This is a genomic window from Paracoccus sp. 228 (assembly GCF_000967825.1).
Classification (GTDB): Bacteria; Pseudomonadota; Alphaproteobacteria; order Rhodobacterales; family Rhodobacteraceae; genus Paracoccus; species Paracoccus marcusii.
This window is the reverse complement of record NZ_JYGY01000002.1, coordinates 533,414-550,963: the sequence shown is the minus strand read 5'-3', so window position 1 is coordinate 550,963 and position 17,550 is coordinate 533,414. Positions and strand designations below refer to the sequence as shown.

The following is a 17,550-nucleotide window of genomic DNA, read 5'->3' as shown; positions in this document are numbered from 1 at the left end:
CCCGGGGCCAAATAGGTGCAGTTTGACGTAAGGCGTTGAATATGTCTGCGGGTTTTGGTTTGAATGTGTAACCTTTTTTGTCGGTGGGACAAGCAGGACGGCCCGACGCCAGGGCCTCTGACCCGTTGATCGCAAGCGAAGTGGATGTCACGATGGGTTTCCCCGGTGTCTGGATGACGGAAAGCGAAAGCCTGATCTATCGGGTGGTGCCGAAATGCGCCTGCTCGACGATCGGCCAGATCATGTTCCACTCCGACCATGGCCGCTTCTTCGACGGGGACATCCACGATTCGACCGACGGGCTGCACAAATGGGCCCAGGACCACAGCCACGATCCGATCGAACGGGCGGTCCGGGCGCGTTCGGGCGTGACCTTCACCTGCGTGCGCAACCCCTATGCCCGGCTGCTGTCGTCGTTCTTCGACAAGATCGCGGGCATCCAGCGCAACGGCCGCCGCTATCGCGGCAATCTGGTCCCGCAGCTGGTGCAACGTTACGGCATCGACGTGGGCAGCCCCGACAACGGCTTCGAATTCGACCAGATCGCCAGTTTCCGCCGCTTTCTGCTGTTCGCGCGCGACACCGTCCGGTTCCGCAAGCCGATGGAGCCCGACATCCACTGGTCGGCCATGTCAGGCCACATCTCGACCTTCATCGTGAATGGCGGGCGCTACGACCAGATCTTCTTCACCGAGGCGTTCAACGAGGGCATGGCAAAGGTGCTGGCCGCCGCCGACACCAAGGTCGCGATCGACCTGGATCAGGTGCCCCGGTTCAACGAATCCGAAGGCCACGGCCCCAAGCGCGCGCACAAGGTCAGCGACTATTTCGACGACCTGTCGCGGCACCTGATCTGGGAGATCTACAAGGACGACTTCCGGCTGTTCCGCTACGACTTCGACGATCCGGACAACAAGATGCCCCTGGGCGAGGTCGACCTGGACGAGGTGCACGCCAAGCTGGGCCGCTGATCCGCCACCCAGCCATGAAAAACGGCGCCTCCCTTTCGGGGGCGCCGCAAATCCTGCCGCACCAGGGCGCGGCCAAAAGCGTGGATCAGACCGCGCCCTTGATGAAGGTCACCGCGTCGCCGACGGTCTGGATGGTTTCGGCGGCATCGTCGGGGATCTCGATCCCGAACTCTTCCTCGAACGCCATGACCAGCTCGACGGTGTCGAGGCTGTCGGCACCCAGGTCGTCGATGAACGAAGCGGATTCGACCACCTTGTCCTCGTCGACACCCAGATGCTCGACCACGATCTTCTTCACGCGATCAGCGATATCGCTCATGTCATATCCTCATTCTCGCGGGCATCCGCCCAAGTTTTGCACGGACACGCGGTCCGGTTCAGCACAGGGCGGTTCCCCTGCTGCTAAAGGCGGGGATATAGCACCCATGAACCCTCATGCAACCGATTTCGCACGGTTTCGTGCGCGCAATCCCGGCCGCGGACGCCGGGTCAGACCATCGCCATGCCGCCGTTGACGTGCAGCGTGGCCCCGGTGACATAGCTGGCCTCGGGGCTGGACAGGTACAGGACCGCGGCGGCGATCTCCTCGGCGCTGCCCATGCGGCCGGCGGGGATCTGCGTCAGGATCTTGCCCTTCTGGTCGTCGGTCAGCTTGTCGGTCATCGGCGTCTCGATAAAGCCGGGCGCCACGCAGTTCACCGTGATCCCGCGGCTGGCGACCTCGTAGGCCAGCGATTTCGACATGCCGACCACGCCCGCCTTGGCGGCGGCATAGTTGCCCTGCCCCGGATTGCCCGTGGCCCCCACGACCGAGGTGATGTTGACGATCCGCCCCCACCGCGCCTTCATCATGCCGCGCAGCACCGCGCGCGACATGATGAAGGCGCTGGTCAGGTTCACGTCCAGCACCTGCGCCCATTCGTCATCCGACATGCGCATGAACAGGTTGTCGCGGGTGATGCCGGCATTGTTGACCAGGATGTCGATCGACCCCATCGCCTCGGCCGCCGCCTTCGGCAGCGCCAGGACCGATTCCGCATCGCCCAGGTTCGCGGTCACGACATGCGCCCGCTCGCCCAGCCTGTCGGCCAGCGCGCGCAGCGGCGCCTCGCGCGTCCCGGACAGCGCCACCGTGGCCCCCGCCCCATGCAGCGCCTCGGCGATCGCGCCGCCGATCCCGCCCGACGCGCCCGTCACCAGCGCGGTCTTTCCCGTCAGATCGAACATCCCAAGCCTCTTCTTCTTTGTCCAAATACCCCCGGGGTCCGGGGCGGCGCCCCGGTCCGCCGGTCAGCCCTTCAGCGCCGCCACATCGGCAGGAGTGCCCACGTTGCGCACCGTCACGTCCTTGGCGATCCGCTTGATCATTCCCGACAGGGCCTTGCCCGCGCCGATCTCCCAGAACTCGGTGACGCCGCCCTCGGCCATCGTCGCGATCGACTCGCGCCAGCGCACGGTCCCGGTCACCTGCTCGACCAGCAGGCGACGGATGGCGCCGGGCTCGGTCACGGCCTCGGCGCGCACGTTGGCGATCAACGGCACGGCGGGGGGCTGGATGTCCACGCCCGCCAGCGCATCGGCCATGACCGCCGCGGCGGGCTGCATCAGCACCGAATGGAACGGCGCCGACACCGGCAGCATCAGCGCCCGCTTGGCGCCCGCGGCCTTCATCGCTTCGGCCGCGGCCTCGACCGCCCCCTTGTGCCCCGAGATCACGACCTGCGCAGGGTCGTTGTCATTGGCGGCCTGCACGACCTCGTCGCCCCCGATCTCGCGGCAGATGCGGTCGACGGTCTCGAAGTCCAGGCCCAGGATCGCGGCCATCGCGCCGACGCCCACCGGCACGGCCTCCTGCATGGCCTGACCGCGCAGGCGCAGCAGATGCGCGGTGTCGGCCAGCGTCAGCGACCCGGCCGCGCACAGCGCCGCATATTCGCCCAGTGAATGGCCCGCGACGAAATCGGCATTCGCGATGCTCAGGCCCTCGGCCTCCATCGCGCGAAAGGCCGCGATCGACGTGGCCATCAGGGCGGGCTGCGCGTTCTGCGTCAGGGTCAGCGTGTCGGCGTCCCCCTCCCAGATCAGTGCGGACAGGCTCTCGCCCAGGGCCTCGTCCACCTCGTCGAAGACGGCGCGCGCCGCCGGATAGGCCTCGGCCAGTTCGCGGCCCATGCCGATGGTCTGGGCGCCTTGCCCCGGAAACACGAATGCCCGCATGGCGGTCCCCCCTGTGATCATTGCGTTGCAGATGGGCATAGCCGTTGGCGGCGCAAAGAAAAAGGGGCCACCGGGGGCCCCTTTTCAAACGTCAGGGTCGGTGGACCCAATCAGCCGACCAGTTCCAGGCCCGAGAAGAAGAACGCGATCTCTTCCTTGGCGGTGTCGGCGGCGTCCGAACCGTGGACCGAGTTCTCGCCCATGGACAGCGCGAATTCCTTGCGGATGGTGCCCTCGTCGGCGTTGGCCGGGTTGGTGGCGCCCATCACTTCGCGGTTCTTGGCAATGGCGTTCTCGCCTTCCAGGACCTGCACGACGACCGGCTCGGATGCCATGAACTCGACCAGCTCGCCATAGAAGGGACGGTCCTTGTGGACCTCGTAGAACTTGCCGGCCTGGGCGGGCGACAGGTGGATGCGCTTGGACGCGACGATGCGCAGGCCGGCCTCCTCGAACTTGGCGGCGATCTTGCCGGTCAGGTTGCGGCGGGTCGCGTCGGGCTTGATGATCGAGAGGGTGCGTTCGATGGCCATGGTCTTCACCTTGTCTGATGCGCGGGCCGGGCCCGCATGAAAGGAAATCCGCGCCCGGTTAGCAGGCTTGTCCGCCCCCGGCAAGGCGCGCGCGCAGGGCGGAACCCCCGGCCGCATCGGCGCCTTGTCCCGGTGCACCCTGCAGGAGACCCCATGACGCAGCTTTCCCCGGCCCCCGCGCCCGCCCCGCCGACGGCCCGGCGATCCCTGACCACCGGCACCATCGTGGCCACGCTGGCGCTGGCCGTGCTGCTGGCGGCGGCCTGGTTCTGGTCGAACCTGCTGCTGATGTCCTTTGCGGCGATCCTGATCGCCATCGCGCTGCGCGCCGGCGCACGGGGGCTGAACCGGCTTCTGGGCCTGAACGTCAAGCTGGGCGTGCTGGTCGTGCTGCTGGGGGTGGTGGCGGTGCTGGCCCTGCTGGTGCGGCTGGCCGGACCGTCCGTCGGGGACCAGTTCGGTCAGCTGGCCGATGCCCTGCCCGGCTCGTGGCAGGCCATCCAGGACTGGGCGTCATCGTGGCCCGTCGCCGACACGGTGATCCAGCGCGGAGAGGCTGCCGCCGGAGAGGACAACGCCATGCAGCTGGCGCAGCGCCTGCCCGACGTGTTCGGCATGGTCCTGGGCGGCCTGAATTCGGTCCTGGGCAGCCTGTCCTCGGCCTTCCTGCTGCTGATCCTGTCGCTCTACATCGCGATGGAGGCGGACCTGTATCGCGGCGGCGCCCTGCGCCTGGTGCCCTTGCCCCGCCGCGCGCGTGCGGCGCAGATCATGGATGAGCTGGGCGAACAGCTGGGCCGCTGGATGGCGGGCCAGGCGCTGGACATGGGCATCGTCGCCGTGCTGGCCGGGATCGGCCTTTACCTGCTGGACGTGCCGCTGGCCTTCATCCTGGCGGTTATCGCGGGCCTGACCAACATCGTGCCGATCATCGGGCCGTTCTTTTCGGGCGCGATCGCGGTGGTCGTGGCGGCGCCGCAGGGGCTGGATACGGCCATCTACGTCGCGTTGCTGTTCACCGTTATCCAGGTCTTCGAGGGCGAGGTGCTGATGCCGATGATCCAGAAATACGCGGTCCAGCTGCCCCCGGCCCTGACCGTGCTGGCCATCGTCGCGGTCGGTGCGCTGTTCGGGCTGGTCGCGGTGATCCTGGCCACGCCGCTGCTGATCGTGGTCATGCATCTTGTCCGCCGCATCTATGTCGAGGACGTGCTGGGCGACCGCATGGACTGACCCCCTGCCGCATCGCGCGGCAGGGCATGCAACTTTTGCGTGCGCGGATGCACGCCCGGTCGTGATTTCGACACATGATGGGCCTATGCTGCGGGTGACATTGACCGGGGGTCGCGCGATGCAACCGTTCTGCAAGGGCCGCTATCGTGCCCGCCTGGCCGAAACGCCGGGCGATCTGCGCGAATCACAGCGGCTGCGCTGGCTGGCCTTCGTCGCGCGCACGGGCCGGTCCGACGACGGACAGTCGCTCGACGCGGACCACCTGGACGACGACTGCCGCCACATGCTGATCCACGATCTGCGGGACGACCGGCTGGTCTGCAGCTTCCGTTTTCTGCCACTGGCCGACGGTTCCCAGATCGCGCGCAGCTATTCGGCGCAGTTCTACGACCTGGCGGCGCTTGGCCGATTCGACGGTCCGATGGTCGAGATGGGGCGGTTCTGCCTGCATCCCGACTGCCACGACCCGGACGTGATCCGCCTGGCCTGGGGCGCGCTGACCCGTTTCATCGAGGAGACCGGCGTCGAGATGCTGTTCGGCTGTTCCAGCTTCAGCGGTCTCGACCCCGAGACCCATGCCGAGGCCTTTGCCATGCTCAAGGACCGCCACCTGGCGCCACGCCGCTGGTGGCCGCGCGTCAAGGCGCCGACCGTGTTCCGCTTTGCCCGCGCCCTGCGCCTGCGCCAGCCCGACCCCCGTCGCGCGGCGGAGACGATGCCGCCCTTGCTGCGCAGCTATCTGGCGATGGGGGGCTGGGTCAGCGACCATGCCGTCGTCGATCCGGCGCTGATGACCATGCATGTCTTCACCGGGGTCGAGATCCGTGCCATCCCTCCCGCCCGCCGCCGCCTGCTGCACGCGCTGGCCCAGCAGCCCGCCTGACATCCGCCCCGAAAACGGGCACGCTGCCCAAACCGTGGGCAAATGCGGGGGATCTGCCCTTGGCGGGTGCAGGATGGCCGGCGGCGGTGATTGACCTTGCCCGATGTCCGGCGCCCCTTGCCCCCATGTTCGACACCGGTGCCCCATCCATCCGCATGCAGCGCAGCCACGGGGCGGCGCATGTGGTCATGGGGCCGCGCGGCCTGATCGATTTGGCCCAGCGCGGGTCGGCCAAGGCGATGCTGCCCCGCATGACCGCGGGCCTGCCCGAGATCGTGTTCCTGAACACCGCGGGCGGGTTGGCATCGGGCGACAGGCTGTCCTTTGGCGTGGACCTGCGGGCGGGTACGCGCGCCCTGGCCACGACCCAGACCGCCGAACGCGCCTATCGCGCGACGGGCGCGCCTGCGCGGGCCTCGGTCGCACTGACGGTCGGCGCTGGCGGCTGGCTGGACTGGCTGCCGCAGGAGACGATCCTCTATGACGACGCTCGGCTGGAGCGGGACACGACCGTCGATCTGGCCCCCGGTGCGGGCTGCCTGCTGCTGGAGATGCTGGTCCTGGGCCGCCTGGCCATGGGCGAACGCCCGACGCGGCTGCATCTGCGCGACCGCCGCGTGGTGCGCCGCGCGGGCCGCGTGATCCACCACGATGCGCTGTCGCTGGACGGTGACGCGCTTGCGCGGCTGGCGAACCCGGCCATGACCGCGGGTGCCCCGGCGCTGGCTACGCTGGCGCTGATCGCGGATGACGCGCCCGACCGGCTGGCCGCCGCCCGCGCCGTTCTGGACGAGCCCGGCGTGACGGCCGCCGCCAGCGCGCCCCCCGGCCGCCTGGTCATCCGCCTGCTGGCCGCCGATGGCTGGCCGCTGCGGCGGCAGATCAACCGAGTGCTGCGCGTCCTGCGCCCCGATCCCCTTCCCCGCATCTGGCAGGTCTGACGATGAACCTTTCCCCCCGCGAACGCGAGAAACTGCTGGTCTCGGTCGCCGCCATGGTGGCACGCGGCCGCCTGTCGCGCGGCGTCAAGCTGAACCACCCCGAGGCGATCGCGCTGATCACCGATTACGTGGTCGAAGGCGCGCGCGACGGACGATCCGTCGCCGACCTGATGCAGGCGGGCGCGCATGTGATCACCGCCGATCAGTGCATGCCCGGCATCCCCGCCATGATCGAATCCGTCCAGGTCGAGGCGACCTTTCCCGACGGAACCAAGCTGGTCACCGTCCATCACCCCATCCGCGAGGCCGCAGAATGAACGCCCTGATGAAACGCCTGTCCCTTGCCGCCACCCTGCTGCCCTCGGCCGCGTTGGCCCATCCCGGCCATGTCCACGATGAGGCGCAGTTCGTGCACGGCCTGGCCCACCCGGTCGGCGGGGCCGATCACCTGCTGGCGATGGTGGCGCTTGGCCTTCTGGCCGCGCAGCTGGGCGGGCGCGCGGTCTGGGCGCTGCCCGTGACCTTCGTGGGCGCGATGCTGGCGGGCGGCGCGATGGGCGCGGGCGGCATGGGCTTTCCGGCGGTCGAGCCGATGATCCTGGCCTCTGTCGTGATCCTGGGCGTGCTGGTCGCGATGGCCGCGCGCCTGCCGATGGCGGCGCTGGTCCCGATGGTCGCGGTCTTCGGCGCGGCCCATGGCTGGGCGCATGGGGCCGAGGGGCCGGCGACCGGCCTGCCCCTCTATGCGGCGGGCTTTGCTCTGGCGACCATGGCGCTGCATCTGGGCGGCATCGCCTTTGGCCGCCTGCTGTCGCGCGGGCTGGAGCTGCGCGTCCTGGGCGGCGGCACCGCGCTGGCGGGCCTGGCGCTGACGGTGGCGTGACATGATTCCCGGAGAGGTCTTTCCCGCCGAGGGCACCATCGCTCTGAACGACGGACGCGCCACGATCACGCTGATGATCGCCAATACCGGCGACCGGCCGATCCAGGTCGGCAGCCATTACCATTTCGCGGAAACCAACGCCGCGCTGGACTTTGATCGCAAAGCGGCGCGTGGCATGCGGCTGGCCATCCCCGCAGGCACTGCCGTGCGGTTCGAGCCGGGCCAGTCGCGTCAGGTCACGTTGGTGGGCTATGCGGGCGACCGCATCGTGCACGGCTTTCGCGGCCAGATCGGGGGTGCGCTGTGACCACCCTGTCCCGCGCCGATTACGCGGCGCTTTACGGCCCCACGAAAGGCGACCGCATCCGGTTGGCGGACACGGAGATCATCATCGAGGTTGAGCGCGACCTGACCATCCCCGGAGAGGAGGTCAAGTTCGGCGGCGGCAAGGTCGTCCGCGACGGCATGGGCCAAAGCCAGATCACCCGCGCGGGCGGCGCGATGGACACGGTCATCACCGGCGTCGTGGTCTTTGACCATCAGGGCATCGTCAAGGCCGACGTGGGCATCCGCGACGGCATGATCGCGGGCATCGGCAAGGCCGGCAACCCCGACATCCAGCCCGGCGTGTCGCTGATCATCGGCCCCGGGACCGAGATCATCGCCGGAGAGGGACGCATCCTGACGCCCGGCGGCTTCGACTGCCACATCCACTACATCTGCCCTCAGCAGGTGGACCACGCGCTGCATTCCGGCGTCACGACGCTTCTGGGCGGCGGCACCGGCCCCGCGCATGGCACGCTGGCCACGACCTGCACGCCGGGCCCGTGGCACATCGCCCGCATGCTGGAGGCCTGCGCCGACCTGCCGGTGAACATCGGCATCGCGGGCAAGGGCAATGCGTCGATCGCGGCGCCGCTGGAGGAGCAGATCCGCGCGGGCGCCTGCGCGCTCAAGCTGCACGAGGATTGGGGCACCACGCCCAAGGCCATCGACACCTGCCTGAGCGTCGCCGACGCGATGGACGTGCAGGTGATGATCCACACCGACACGCTAAACGAATCGGGCTTTGTCGAGGACACGATGGCCGCCATCGGTGGGCGCACCATCCATGCCTATCACACCGAAGGCGCGGGCGGCGGGCATGCCCCCGACATCATCCGCATGGTCGGCATGGCGAACGTGCTGCCGTCATCGACCAACCCCACGCGCCCCTACACCGCCAATACGGTGGAGGAGCATCTGGACATGCTGATGGTGTGTCACCACCTGGATCGCCGGGTGCCCGAGGACGTGGCCTTTGCCGAAAGCCGCATCCGAAAGGAGACCATCGCGGCCGAGGATATCCTGCACGACCTGGGCGCGTTCAGCGTGATCTCATCCGACAGCCAGGCGATGGGCCGGATCGGAGAGGTGATCATCCGCACCTGGCAGACCGCGTCCAAGATGCGCCAGCAGCGTGGACGGCTGCCTGACGAACAGGGTCAGAACGACAACATCCGCGCCCGCCGCTATATCGCGAAATACACGATCAACCCCGCCATCGCGCATGGGGTCAGCGCGCATATCGGCTCGATCACCCCGGGCAAGCGCGCCGATCTGGTCCTGTGGTCGCCCGCCTTCTTTGCGGCCAAGCCCGAGATGGTGCTGGTCGGCGGGCAGATCAGCGTGGCGCAGATGGGCGACCCGAACGGCTCAATCCCGGTGCAGCCGATCTTCTCGCGACCCATGTGGGGGCACAACCGCCGCGCTTCGGCGCTGTTCCTGTCGCGCGCGGGGCTGGAGGCAGGCGCCGGAGAGGCGCTGTCCAAGACCCTGATCGCCGTCGAGCACACCCGCGACATCGGCAAGCGCGACATGGCGATGAACGACGCCATGCCCGCGATCGAGGTCGATCCCGAGACCTACGAGGTCCGGGCCGATGGACAATTGTTAACCTGCGAGCCCGCGACGGAACTGCCGCTGGCACAGCGCTATTTCCTCTTCTGAGAGGGAGGACCCCACCATGATCGCAACCGCACATTCCATCATCCGCAACGCCCCCGCGCCCTTCGACGCAGAGGTCAGCCTGGACTATGAAGGCCGCCTGCTGCGCCGCAAGCGCCTGTCCTGCGAGGGGGGCGACTTCATGGTCGACCTGCCCGAGGTCACCAGCCTGGACGACGGCGACGCGTTCGAGCTGTCCGACGGCCGCCAGGTCGTCGTGCGCGCCGCGCCGGAACCGGTGCTGGTCATCCGCGGCAACCTGCCCCGGCTGGCCTGGCACATCGGCAACCGCCACACCCCCTGCCGGATCGAGGCCGACCGCCTGGTCATCCGCCAGGATCACGTGCTGGAGGCGATGCTGAAGCAGCTGGGCGCGGACATGTGCCGCAAGGACATGCCCTTCCGTCCCGAAGGCGGCGCCTATGGCCACGGCCGCACCTTCGGCCATGACCACGGCCCCGCAACGAACCACCCCCATGGCGCGGGCGAACACACGCATTCCCACGCGGAAAGCCACAGCCATGCGCATGCCGAAAGCCACAGCCACGCGCATGACCACGCCTGAGGCCGCCCGCCTGCAGCTGTCGCAACTGCTGTCGCCCGCCTTTCCGGTAGGCGGCTTTGCTTGGTCGCAGGGCTTGGAATACGCGATGGACGAAGCTTGGGTGACGCGCCCGACGCTGTCGCAATGGCTGGCCGACTGGCTGGATCACGGCGCGGGCTGGTCCGATGCGGTGCTGCTGTCGCTGGCCCTGCGGCCTGATGCCGACCACGCCGATCTGGACGACCTTGCCCGCGCGGCCTGCATGAGCAGCCAGCGCCTGGCCGAGACCACTGAGCAGGGCGCGGCCTTCGCCGCCAACATGGCCGCGCTGACCGGGTCGCCGCAGCCGCCCGTGGCCCTGCCCGTCGCCATGGGCCGCGCCTGCGCCGCCCTGCCCCTGCCTCCGGCAGAGATCATCGCGGCCTTCCTGCAGGCGCAGGCGGCGGCGCTGATCAGCGCGGCGGTGCGGTTCCTCCCCTTGGGTCCCATACAGGGACAGCAGATTCTGTCCGCGCTGCAGCCGCGCATCCTGGACCGCGCCGCGCGCGCCGTCACGGCCACGCCCGAGGATCTGACCACCGCCACCTGGGGCGCCGACATCGCCGCGATGGCCCACGAAACCATGACCACGAGGATCTTCCGCTCATGAGCCATTACGGCCCTCTCCGCGTCGGCATCGGCGGCCCCGTCGGCGCCGGCAAGACGACGCTGACCGAACAGCTGGCCCGCGCGCTGGCCCCCCGCCTGTCGATGGCCGTCGTCACCAACGACATCTATACCCGCGAGGATGCCGAGGCGCTGATGCGCGCTCAGGTCCTGCCTGTCGAACGCATCCGCGGCGTGGAAACCGGCGGCTGCCCCCACACCGCCATCCGCGAGGATGCCAGCATCAACCTCGCCGCCATCGCCGATCTGAACGCGGCCTTCCCGGATCTGGAGCTGATCCTGATCGAATCGGGTGGCGACAACCTGGCCGCGACCTTCAGCCCGGAACTGGCCGACCTGACGATCTATGTGATCGACACAGCCGCAGGGCAGGACATTCCCCGCAAGCGCGGCCCGGGCCTTGCGCGGTCCGACCTGCTGGTGGTGAACAAGACAGACTTGGCGCCGCATGTCGGCGTCGATGCCGCACTGCTGGAAAAGGATGCACATGAGGCACGGGGACCCCGTCCCGTGGTCATGGCCCAGCTGCGTCACGGCCGCGGCGTGCAGCAGATCGTCGATTTCCTGGTCGAACAGGGTGGCCTGACGCCTCGCGCGGCGTAACTTTGCCCGGCGGGCGGGCATTTGCCCCGCCCGCTGCCAAAGTCCGCGCCACTGCCTGCGCGGGGCGCGCAGGGACTGCTGAAATCCTGTCCAACTGCCCGATTTTCCCCTCTTTCTGCACATGCGAAGGCCGCGCGCCTTCCCAAGGACAACAGGGACACCGGCCGACGCGCCGGGGGGAAAAGGGTAACGATGACCAAGCTGACCAAGATCCTGATGCTGACCAGCGCCCTGACGCTGGCCCACGCCGCCCATGCCCAGGAGGGCGAGCCGATCAAGATCGGCGTGCTGCATTCGCTGTCGGGCACCATGGCGATCTCGGAGACCACGCTGAAGGACACCGTCCTGATGCTGGTCGAACAGCAGAACGCCAAGGGCGGCGTGCTGGGCCGCCCGCTGGAGGCGGTGGTCGTCGATCCGGCATCCGACTGGCCGCTGTTCGCGGAAAAGGCGCGCGAGTTGCTGACCGTCAGCGACGTGGACGCGATCTTCGGCTGCTGGACCAGCGTCAGCCGCAAGTCGGTCCTGCCCGTGATCGAGGAGCTGAACGGCCTTCTGTTCTATCCCGTCCAGTACGAGGGCGAGGAATCGTCCAAGAACGTCATCTATACCGGCGCCGCCCCGAACCAGCAGGCGATCCCCGCCGTCGACTACATGCGCGACGAGCTGGGCGTGGAAAGCTGGGCGCTCTTGGGCACCGACTATGTCTATCCGCGCACCACGAACAACATCCTGGATGCCTATCTGAAGGACAACGGCACCGCACCCGAGGACATCTTCGTCAATTACACCCCCTTCGGGCATTCCGACTGGTCCAAGATCGTGGCCGATGTCGTGGCGCTTGGCGCGGGCGGCAAGAAGGTGGGCGTCGTGTCCACCATCAACGGCGACGCGAATGTGGGCTTCTACAAGGAGCTGGCCGCGGCGGGCGTGTCGGCGGACGACATCCCGGTCATGGCGTTTTCCGTGGGCGAGGAGGAGCTGTCGGGCCTGGATACCGCCAACTTGGTCGGCCACCTGGCGGCCTGGAACTATTTCCAGACCGCCGAATCGGACGCCAACACCGCCTTCATCGAGGAGTGGAAGGCCTTCACCGGCGATGCGGACCGCGTGACCAACGACCCGATGGAGGCCACCGTCATCGGCTTCAACGCCTGGGTCGCGGCGGTCGAGGCTGCGGGCACCACCGACGTGGACCCGGTTCTTGACGCGATCGTCGGCGTCGAGGTGCCGAACCTGACCGGCGGCACGGCCACCGTCCTGCCCAACCACCACATCACCAAGCCCGTCCTGATCGGAGAGATCCGCGAGGATGGCCAGTTCGACATCGTCAGCCAGACCGACCCCGTGCCGGGCGATGCCTGGACCGACTTCCTGCCAGAATCGGCGGTGCTGGACGCCGACTGGCCGGGCAAGGACTGCGGCATGTTCAACACGGAAACGGACAGCTGCGTCCAGGTCCAGTCGAACTACTGACGTGACGGTCGGGCGGCGCCGCGCCGCCCGGCCCTTCGTGCGAAGGAAGCCCCCGTGATCCGCCATCGTCTTCTTGCCTGCGCGCTTGCGCTGATCCTGCCGTGGTCGGCCCAGGCCAACCCGGCCCTGCAAGCCGTCATCGACGCGAATCTGGACCAGATCGAACGTCCCTCGCGCCAGACGGTCGGGCCGCTGGTCGACCAGATCGCGGCGACCGGCCCCGAGGGCCTGGCGATGCTGCAGGCCTGGGCCGACCGCAGCCTGGGCCTGACGGAAACCGGCCAGGTTCTGATCATGGACGACGACACGGCCACGGACGCTGTGACCGGCGATGCGGTCGCGGGGGCCGATCCGCGGATGCTGCGCCCCAATTCCGGCGTGCGCGGCGTGATCGAGGCGGCGCTGGCCGCGGGCGCGCTGAGCGACCCAGACCCCGCGCGCCGGGCGGCCGCGCTGCAGTCGCTGGAACGCGGCGCGGCGCCCGACCAGCTGCCGCTGCTGCGCGCGGCGCTGGACGATCCGGACCCCGTGCTGGCGGCGCGCAAGGCGCGGCTGGAACGCCTGCTGACCATCCAGCACGACCCCGACAGCGCCGCCCGTGTGGCCGCGATCGAGGAGATGGCGGGCGACGTCGGCCTGGATTTCCGGGCCGCGCTGAACCCGCTTCTGGTGACCCGCGCGGTGGTGGCCCCCGACACGCCGCCCGGCGCCAATGTCGCGCGCGAACTGACCCCCGGCGACGCGGGCCTGTCGCGCGAGGCGGCCTTGGCCCAGCTGGTCCAGCAGGACCTGCTGCAGCCGCCCCTGTCGGGTGCCGATCAGCGCGCCGCGCTGGCCGCCAACATCACCGACGGGGCGGTGGCGGGCGTGCCCGTCGACCAGCTGTCCGACCAGGCCGCCCGCGACCGTGCCTATCAGGCGCTGGAGGCGGCAGGCGCCGTCCCCCTCGCCGCGACGGAAACCGAGATCCAGGCCGCCCTGGATGCCAGCCGCTTCTTCGAGGTCTATGCCGAACCCGACCCGGCCGTGACGGATGCGGCCAAGGCCGCCCAGATCCGCGCCCAGGTGCGCCTTGGCGCGATGACCGGGATCGACCTGGGGCTGGACGCGCTGTCGCTGGCCTCGATCTATTTCCTGGCGGCCATCGGGCTGGCCGTCACCTTCGGCGTCATGCGGGTCATCAACATGGCGCATGGCGAATTCATCATGATGGGCGCCTATACCGCCTACACGGTCCAGACCGTCATCGCGGACCGCACGCTGTCGCTGGTGGTGGCGCTGCCCCTGGCCTTCGCGGTGACCGCGCTGGCGGGGGTGGTTCTGTACCGTCTGGTGATCCGGCACCTGGCCAACCGCCCGCTGGAGACGCTGCTGGCGACGTTCGGCGTGTCCATCGCGTTGCAGCAGCTGGCCAAGAACATCTTCGGCACCCAGGCCCGCCCGCTGACCGCGCCCGCCTGGCTGGAGGGGTCGATCACCGTGAACGACGTCATCGGCATCAGCGCGATCCGGGTGGCGATCTTCGTGCTGGCGCTGCTGTTCCTGGGGCTGTTCCTGTTCATCATGAAGCGCACCCGGTTGGGCCTTGAGGTCCGCGCCGTCACCCAGAACCCCGGCATGGCGGCATCCATGGGCATCAACCCCGACCGCATCGCCATGATGACCTTCGGTCTGGGGTCCGGCATCGCGGGGATCGCGGGCGTGGCGATCGGTCTGTTCGCGCAGGTCACGTCGGAAATCGGCCAGCAATACATCGTCCAAAGCTTCATGACCGTGGTCGTGGGCGGCGTGGGCAACATCTGGGGCACGCTGGCGGGGGCCACCCTGATCGGCGGACTGTCCAAGGTGATCGAGTTCATGAACCCCGCCAATACGCTGGCCGCCCAGACCTTCATGATCCTGTTCATCATCATCTTCATCCAGTTCCGGCCGCGCGGGATCATCCCGCAGCGCGGTCGCGCGGCCGAGGCGTAAGACATGACCCGAACCCCCTTCATTCTGAAGAATCCGTCGGTCCTGGCGATGCTGGCCGTGCTGGCGGTGCTGACGCTGGCCGTCACGCTGACCAGCCATGCCTATGGCACCGGCGCGCTGCCGACATCGACGGTCAAGATCCTGGGCATGACGCTGTGCCTGGCGCTGGCGGCTGTCGCGATGGACCTGGTCTGGGGATACCTGGGCATCCTGTCCCTGGGCCAGATGGCGTTCTTTGCGCTTGGCGGCTACATGATCGGGCAATGGCTGATGTATGCGCGCACCGAAGCCATCGTCGCGCCGCAGCTGGCGCAATCGCCCATCCCCCCCACCCCGCAGGAGGTCCGCGACGCGGTCACAAACCAGATCTTCGGCGTGGTCGGGTCGTCCGACCTGCCGCTGGTCTGGTCCTTCGCGCATTCGCTGTGGCTGCAGCTGCTGCTGGTCGTGGCGGTGCCGGGGCTTCTGGCGCTGGTCTTCGGCTGGCTGGCCTTCCGGTCCCGCGTCAACGGCGTCTATCTGTCGATCCTGACCCAAGCCATGACCCTGGCCCTGGCGCTGTGGCTGTTCCAGAACGACAGCGGGTTCCGGGGCAACAACGGGCTGTCGGGCCTGCAGAACCTGCCCGGCCTGGACCATGTCGATCAGGCGACGCTGTCGGTCTGGTTCCTGTGGGCCTCGGCCGCGGCGCTGGCGCTGTTCTACGTCCTGGCGGCCTGGTTGGTCGGCGGCAAGTTCGGCAGCGTGGTCCGCGCCATCCGCGACGACGAGACGCGCGTGCGCTTCCTGGGCTATCCGGTCGAAGGGTTCAAGCTGGTCGTCTTCACCCTGGCCGCGATGATCACCGCCATCGCCGGGGCGCTGTACTATCCCCAGGCCGGGATCATCAACCCGGCCGAGATGATGCCCATCGCCTCGATCTACCTGGCGGTCTGGGTGGCGATCGGCGGGCGCGGGCGGCTCTACGGCGCGGTCATCGGCGCGGTGGTCGTGTCGCTTCTGTCCAGCTGGTTCACCGGCGGGCGGGCGCCGTCGATCCACCTGCCGGGATACGTGGTGAACTGGGTCGACTGGTGGCAGGTGCTGCTGGGCCTGTCCTTCGTGCTGGTCACGCTGTTCGCGCCCAAGGGCATCGCCGGGGTGTTCGACCTGTTCGGCCGCAAGGGAGACCGGGCATGAGCGCGCTTCTGGAGGTCAGCGGGATCAGCAAGTCCTTCGACGGGTTCAAGGCGATCAACAACCTGTCCTTTTCCATCAACGCGGCCGAACTGCGCGCGGTGATCGGGCCGAACGGCGCGGGCAAGACGACGTTCATGGACATCGTGACCGGCAAGACGCGCCCCGACACGGGCGAGGTGCTGTGGGGGGCCACGTCGAAATCGCTGCTGAAGCTGTCCGAAGCGCAGATCGCCCGCGAGGGCATCGGTCGCAAGTTCCAGCGCCCCACCGTGTTCGAGGACCAGTCGGTCGCCGACAACCTGGTGATGGCGCTGAAGGCCGACCGCAGCCCGTTCGCGGTGCTGGGCTGGCGGCCCACGGCCGCGTCGCGGGACCGCGTGGGCGAGCTGGCCACCGAGGTCGGGCTGGCCGACCAGCTGTCCCGCCTTGCCGGAGAGCTGAGCCACGGCCAGAAGCAGTGGCTGGAGATCGGGATGCTGCTGGCATCCGACCCGCGGCTGCTGCTGGTCGACGAACCCGCGGCCGGCATGACCCTGGCGGAACGCGAACAGACCACGACGCTGCTGTGCCGGCTGGCGGAAACGCGTGCCGTGGTGGTGGTCGAACACGACATGGATTTCGTGCGCCGCCTGAACTGCAAGGTGACCGTGCTGCACCAGGGGTCCGTGCTGGCCGAGGGCAGCCTGGACCACGTGACCCGCAATCCCGACGTCATCGACGTCTATCTGGGGCGATGAGATGATCGAGGCCAAGAACCTGACCCTGCATTACGGCGGCAGCCAGATCCTGCACGGGATCGACCTGGTGGCGCGCCCCGGAGAGGTCACCTGCGTGATGGGCAACAACGGCGTGGGCAAGACCAGCCTGATGAACCTGCTGGCCGGCAGGCACCCCCGGTCGGGCGGGGACATCACCTGGGACGGCAAGCCCCTGGGCCGGCTGTCGGCGCAGCGGATGGCGCGGATGGGCGTGGGCTATGTCCCGCAGGGCCGCGCGATCTTTCCGATGCTGACGGTGCGCGAGAACCTGGAGACCGGGTTCGCCTGCCTGCCCCGCGGCGACAGGCGCATCCCGGACGCGATCTTCGACAGCTTTCCGGTGCTGGCCGAGATGGCGCATCGGCGAGGCGGCGATCTGTCGGGCGGCCAGCAGCAGCAGCTTGCCATCGCCCGCGCGCTGATCACCCGGCCCCGCGTGCTGCTGCTGGACGAGCCGACCGAGGGGATCCAGCCCAACATCATCGCCCAGATCGGCCGGGTGATCGCCGGGCTGCGCGACCGGGGCGACATGGCGATCGTGCTGGTCGAGCAGTTCTTTGACTTTGCCTGGGATCTGGGCGACCGGTTCCTGGTCATGGAACGCGGGCGCGCGGTGCTGCAGGGGCCGAAATCCGATCTGGCGCGGTCGGACCTGCACGCCCGCCTGGCGGGACATGCCAGCGCCTGAAGGACGTCGTCGCGG

The 17,550-nt window shown here is 68.8% G+C and carries 20 protein-coding genes; 16 read left to right on the top strand and 4 right to left on the bottom strand.

Annotation, left to right across the window (positions count from 1 at the left end):
• The first annotated feature begins 152 nt into the window (after positions 1-152).
• Positions 153-971 (top strand): sulfotransferase family protein, encoded by an 819-nt coding sequence (locus SY26_RS08000; RefSeq protein ID WP_045981788.1) that lies wholly within the window; start codon positions 153-155, stop codon positions 969-971.
• 85 nt (positions 972-1,056) lie between these two features.
• Here the strand turns inward: SY26_RS08000 and SY26_RS07995 are convergent, their stop codons facing one another.
• The 4 genes from SY26_RS07995 to ndk all read right to left on the bottom strand — a co-directional run bounded on the left by SY26_RS07995 (position 1,057) and on the right by ndk (position 3,721).
• Positions 1,057-1,290: an acyl carrier protein gene (locus SY26_RS07995; RefSeq protein ID WP_042251881.1), complete on the bottom strand. Its 234-nt coding sequence runs from the start codon at positions 1,288-1,290 to the stop codon at positions 1,057-1,059.
• A gap of 170 nt (positions 1,291-1,460) precedes the next feature.
• A complete protein-coding gene (gene fabG, locus SY26_RS07990) occupies positions 1,461-2,198 on the bottom strand; it encodes a 3-oxoacyl-ACP reductase FabG (protein WP_046000039.1) in 738 nt (245 codons plus the stop codon).
• Positions 2,199-2,261: 63 nt separating this feature from the next.
• The gene (fabD, locus tag SY26_RS07985) at positions 2,262-3,188 is read right to left on the bottom strand and encodes an ACP S-malonyltransferase (protein ID WP_046000038.1); all 927 of its coding nucleotides are present in this window, start codon (positions 3,186-3,188) and stop codon (positions 2,262-2,264) included.
• A 110-nt stretch (positions 3,189-3,298) separates the two neighbouring features.
• Positions 3,299-3,721, bottom strand: a complete 423-nt coding sequence (gene ndk / locus SY26_RS07980; protein ID WP_045981761.1) for a nucleoside-diphosphate kinase — start codon at positions 3,719-3,721, stop codon at positions 3,299-3,301.
• Between the two features lie 153 nt (positions 3,722-3,874).
• Between ndk and SY26_RS07975 the strand changes: the two genes are divergently transcribed.
• The 15 genes from SY26_RS07975 to urtE all read left to right on the top strand — a co-directional run bounded on the left by SY26_RS07975 (position 3,875) and on the right by urtE (position 17,535).
• Complete coding sequence (locus SY26_RS07975; protein ID WP_046000037.1) at positions 3,875-4,954, top strand: AI-2E family transporter; 1,080 nt, start codon at positions 3,875-3,877, stop codon at positions 4,952-4,954.
• A 118-nt stretch (positions 4,955-5,072) separates the two neighbouring features.
• Positions 5,073-5,837 (top strand): GNAT family N-acetyltransferase, encoded by a 765-nt coding sequence (locus SY26_RS07970; protein WP_046000337.1) that lies wholly within the window; start codon positions 5,073-5,075, stop codon positions 5,835-5,837.
• A 125-nt stretch (positions 5,838-5,962) separates the two neighbouring features.
• Positions 5,963-6,778: an urease accessory protein UreD gene (locus tag SY26_RS07965; RefSeq protein WP_046000036.1), complete on the top strand. Its 816-nt coding sequence runs from the start codon at positions 5,963-5,965 to the stop codon at positions 6,776-6,778.
• A gap of 2 nt (positions 6,779-6,780) precedes the next feature.
• A complete protein-coding gene (locus SY26_RS07960; RefSeq protein WP_046000035.1) occupies positions 6,781-7,095 on the top strand; it encodes an urease subunit gamma in 315 nt (104 codons plus the stop codon).
• 8 nt (positions 7,096-7,103) lie between these two features.
• A complete protein-coding gene (locus SY26_RS07955; protein ID WP_157020448.1) occupies positions 7,104-7,661 on the top strand; it encodes a HupE/UreJ family protein in 558 nt (185 codons plus the stop codon).
• 1 nt (position 7,662) lies between these two features.
• Complete coding sequence (locus SY26_RS07950) at positions 7,663-7,968, top strand: urease subunit beta (protein ID WP_046000033.1); 306 nt, start codon at positions 7,663-7,665, stop codon at positions 7,966-7,968.
• Positions 7,965-9,650, top strand: coding sequence for an urease subunit alpha (gene ureC / locus SY26_RS07945; protein WP_046000032.1), 1,686 nt, complete (start codon positions 7,965-7,967; stop codon positions 9,648-9,650). Before SY26_RS07950 ends, ureC begins: the two co-directional genes overlap by 4 nt.
• 16 nt (positions 9,651-9,666) lie before the next feature.
• Positions 9,667-10,212 carry an urease accessory protein UreE gene (locus tag SY26_RS07940; protein ID WP_045981754.1) on the top strand — a complete coding sequence of 182 codons (546 nt, stop codon included), beginning with the start codon at positions 9,667-9,669 and terminating at the stop codon, positions 10,210-10,212.
• Positions 10,199-10,840: an urease accessory protein UreF gene (locus SY26_RS07935; protein ID WP_046000031.1), complete on the top strand. Its 642-nt coding sequence runs from the start codon at positions 10,199-10,201 to the stop codon at positions 10,838-10,840. Before SY26_RS07940 ends, SY26_RS07935 begins: the two co-directional genes overlap by 14 nt.
• Positions 10,837-11,460 (top strand): urease accessory protein UreG, encoded by a 624-nt coding sequence (gene ureG, locus SY26_RS07930; RefSeq protein WP_046000030.1) that lies wholly within the window; start codon positions 10,837-10,839, stop codon positions 11,458-11,460. Before SY26_RS07935 ends, ureG begins: the two co-directional genes overlap by 4 nt.
• 216 nt (positions 11,461-11,676) lie before the next feature.
• On the top strand, positions 11,677-12,936 hold the full coding sequence (urtA, locus tag SY26_RS07925) for an urea ABC transporter substrate-binding protein (protein WP_198143142.1): 1,260 nt from the start codon (positions 11,677-11,679) through the stop codon (positions 12,934-12,936).
• A 54-nt stretch (positions 12,937-12,990) separates the two neighbouring features.
• The gene (gene urtB / locus SY26_RS07920) at positions 12,991-14,910 is read left to right on the top strand and encodes an urea ABC transporter permease subunit UrtB (RefSeq protein ID WP_369799415.1); all 1,920 of its coding nucleotides are present in this window, start codon (positions 12,991-12,993) and stop codon (positions 14,908-14,910) included.
• Positions 14,911-14,913: 3 nt separating this feature from the next.
• Entirely contained in the window at positions 14,914-16,089 is a 1,176-nt protein-coding gene (urtC, locus tag SY26_RS07915) for an urea ABC transporter permease subunit UrtC (protein ID WP_046000029.1), read from the top strand.
• Positions 16,086-16,826, top strand: coding sequence for an urea ABC transporter ATP-binding protein UrtD (gene urtD / locus SY26_RS07910; RefSeq protein WP_046000028.1), 741 nt, complete (start codon positions 16,086-16,088; stop codon positions 16,824-16,826). The genes urtC and urtD overlap by 4 nt, the downstream gene beginning before the upstream one ends.
• A 1-nt stretch (position 16,827) precedes the next feature.
• A complete protein-coding gene (urtE, locus tag SY26_RS07905) occupies positions 16,828-17,535 on the top strand; it encodes an urea ABC transporter ATP-binding subunit UrtE (RefSeq protein WP_046000027.1) in 708 nt (235 codons plus the stop codon).
• Positions 17,536-17,550 lie beyond the last annotated feature (15 nt).

Bases quoted from the DNA above. Each gene is read 5' to 3' on its own strand.
- urtC (WP_046000029.1), top strand. From the start codon at position 14,914: ATGACCCGAACCCCCTTCATTCTGAAGAATCCGTCGGTCCTGGCGATG.
- urtE (WP_046000027.1), top strand. From the start codon at position 16,828: ATGATCGAGGCCAAGAACCTGACCCTGCATTACGGCGGCAGCCAGATC.
- urtD (WP_046000028.1), top strand. From the start codon at position 16,086: ATGAGCGCGCTTCTGGAGGTCAGCGGGATCAGCAAGTCCTTCGACGGG.
- fabG (WP_046000039.1), bottom strand. From the start codon at position 2,198: ATGTTCGATCTGACGGGAAAGACCGCGCTGGTGACGGGCGCGTCGGGC.
- fabD (WP_046000038.1), bottom strand. From the start codon at position 3,188: ATGCGGGCATTCGTGTTTCCGGGGCAAGGCGCCCAGACCATCGGCATG.
- SY26_RS08000 (WP_045981788.1), top strand. From the start codon at position 153: ATGGGTTTCCCCGGTGTCTGGATGACGGAAAGCGAAAGCCTGATCTAT.
- SY26_RS07950 (WP_046000033.1), top strand. From the start codon at position 7,663: ATGATTCCCGGAGAGGTCTTTCCCGCCGAGGGCACCATCGCTCTGAAC.
- SY26_RS07955 (WP_157020448.1), top strand. From the start codon at position 7,104: ATGAAACGCCTGTCCCTTGCCGCCACCCTGCTGCCCTCGGCCGCGTTG.
- urtA (WP_198143142.1), top strand. From the start codon at position 11,677: ATGCTGACCAGCGCCCTGACGCTGGCCCACGCCGCCCATGCCCAGGAG.
- ndk (WP_045981761.1), bottom strand. From the start codon at position 3,721: ATGGCCATCGAACGCACCCTCTCGATCATCAAGCCCGACGCGACCCGC.
- SY26_RS07940 (WP_045981754.1), top strand. From the start codon at position 9,667: ATGATCGCAACCGCACATTCCATCATCCGCAACGCCCCCGCGCCCTTC.
- SY26_RS07935 (WP_046000031.1), top strand. From the start codon at position 10,199: ATGACCACGCCTGAGGCCGCCCGCCTGCAGCTGTCGCAACTGCTGTCG.
- SY26_RS07960 (WP_046000035.1), top strand. From the start codon at position 6,781: ATGAACCTTTCCCCCCGCGAACGCGAGAAACTGCTGGTCTCGGTCGCC.
- SY26_RS07995 (WP_042251881.1), bottom strand. From the start codon at position 1,290: ATGAGCGATATCGCTGATCGCGTGAAGAAGATCGTGGTCGAGCATCTG.
- SY26_RS07975 (WP_046000037.1), top strand. From the start codon at position 3,875: ATGACGCAGCTTTCCCCGGCCCCCGCGCCCGCCCCGCCGACGGCCCGG.
- SY26_RS07965 (WP_046000036.1), top strand. From the start codon at position 5,963: ATGTTCGACACCGGTGCCCCATCCATCCGCATGCAGCGCAGCCACGGG.
- ureG (WP_046000030.1), top strand. From the start codon at position 10,837: ATGAGCCATTACGGCCCTCTCCGCGTCGGCATCGGCGGCCCCGTCGGC.
- SY26_RS07970 (WP_046000337.1), top strand. From the start codon at position 5,073: ATGCAACCGTTCTGCAAGGGCCGCTATCGTGCCCGCCTGGCCGAAACG.